This window comes from Inquilinus limosus MP06 (assembly GCF_000767795.1).
Taxonomy (GTDB): domain Bacteria; phylum Pseudomonadota; class Alphaproteobacteria; order DSM-16000; family Inquilinaceae; genus Inquilinus; species Inquilinus limosus_E.
Genome location: NZ_JANX01000821.1, coordinates 1 through 2024, shown reverse-complemented (window position 1 = coordinate 2024; position 2024 = coordinate 1). Strand labels below are relative to the sequence as shown.

1 protein-coding gene and 1 pseudogene are annotated in these 2024 nt (G+C 72.9%); both read left to right on the top strand.

Features of this window, described 5'->3' with window-relative positions; translation table 11 throughout:
- Positions 1-306: pseudogene (locus tag P409_RS32810) on the top strand (oxidoreductase); the annotation flags it as partial.
- Between the two features lie 47 nt (positions 307-353).
- Positions 354-2024 (top strand): penicillin acylase family protein (locus P409_RS32805; RefSeq protein ID WP_052121665.1); only part of this gene is annotated, 1671 nt, incomplete at its 3' end.

Sequence of the window (2024 nt, the reverse complement as noted above, 5' to 3'; positions counted from 1 at the left end):
AATGCCGCCCATGCCCGCATCCCGGTCGGCCCCGGCTACCAGGTGCCGCTGGCCCGCGAGATCCGGGAGAAGAGCGGCCTGACCACCCGCGCCGTCGGCATGATCGTCGACCCGCACCAGGCCGAGGGCATCATCGCCCGCGGCGACGCCGACCAGGTGGCGCTGGCCCGCGCCGTGCTGGACGACCCGCGCTGGGGCTGGCATGCCGCCGAGGCGCTGGGCGCCGAGCTGACCCTGCCGGCGCAATATGCCCGCGCCGGCGCCAGGACCTGGCCCGGCCGCAAGCTGCTGCAAGCCGCGGAATAACCGCGCGGCCCAAGACAAAGAGACGATCGAGAGGAGCCCGGAACGACATGACCGACACCCTTGCCGTTCCGGGCCTGTCCGCCCCGGCCGAGATCCTGGTCGACCGCTGGGGCATCCCGCATTTGACCGCTTCCAGCCAGGACGACCTGTTCTTCCTGCAGGGCTTCAACGCCGCCCGCGACCGGCTGTGGCAGATCGACCTGTGGCGCAAGCGCGGCCTGGGCCTGCTGGCCGCCGATTTCGGCCCCGGCTACCTGGCGCAGGACATCGCCAGCCGGCACTTCCTCTATCGCGGCGACATGGCGGCGGAATGGGCCGCCTATGCCGAGGATGCGGAGACGATCTGCACCCGCTTCGCTGCCGGCATCAACGCCTATGTCGACCTCACCGAGCGCGAGCCGGAGCGGCTGCCGGAGGAGTTCCGGCTGTTCGGCACCCGGCCGGCGCGCTGGCAGGCGGAGGACGTGGTCCGCATCCGCAGCCACGGCCTGACCCGCAACGCGCTGTCGGAGCTGGCGCGCGCCCATGTCCTGGCCGGCGCCGATGCCGCCACCGACCGGCTGCGCAAGATGATCGAGCCGCCGGTCGAGGTCGGGCCGGTGCCGGGCTTCGACCCGGAGGCCGTACCGCCGGACGCGCTGCAGATGTTCCGCCTGGCCATGGCGCCGGTGACCTTCCCGCCCGACCGCCTGGCCGCGACCTTGGAGGAAGCGCCCCTGTGGCGGGTGGCCACCGATCTGGGCGAGGTGCTGCGGGCGCAGGAGTTCGAGGGGTCGAACAACTGGGCGGTGCATGGCAGCCGCACCGACACCGGCCGCCCGATCCTGGCCACCGACCCGCACCGCACCCATGCCGTGCCGTCGCTGCGCTACCTGGTGCACCTGACCGCGCCGGGCTTCGACGCGATCGGCGCCGGGGAGCCGAGCGTGCCCGGCATCATGATGGGCCATAACGGCACCGCCGCCTTCAGCCTGACCATCTTCGGCGCTGACCAGGAGGATGTGTATCTCTACGAGACCCGGGCGGACGATCCGGATTCCTATCGCTACGGCGAGGGCTGGGAGCGGATGCGGAATGTGGAGGAGCGCTTCGCGGTCAAGGGCGCGCCGGAGCAGGCGCGCACCCTGCGCTTCACCCGGCACGGGCCGGTGGTCCATGCCGACCCGGCGCGGCGCAGCGCCGTGGCGGTGCGATCGGTGTGGTTCGAGCCAGGCTCGGCCGCCTATCTCGCCAGCCTGTCCGGGATGCGCAGCCGCAACCTCGACCAGTTCCGGGCGGCGATGCGGCGCTGGGGCACCCCCTCGGTGAACCAGGTCTATGCCGACACCTCCGGCACCATCGCCTGGCTGCCCGCCGGCCATGTGCCGCGGCGGCCGAACTGGCACGGCCTGGCGCCGGTGCCTGGGGACGGCAGCCATGAATGGGACGGCATGATGGACCCGGCGCTGATGCCGCTGCGCGCCGACCCGCCGGAGGGCTTCGTCGCCACCGCCAATGAGCTGAACCTGCCGCCGGACTGGCCGCATGATGAGCGCCCGGTCGGCTTCGAATGGCTGGAGGCCAGCCGGGCCGTGCGCATCCGCGAGGTGCTGGCCGGGCAGGACCGCCACAGCTTGGCCGATTCCCGGGCGCTGCAGGCAGACACGGCCTCCGTCCCTGCACGGCGGATGCAGCGCCTCCTGGCGCCGCTGGAGGCACGGGACGCGGATGCCACGCGC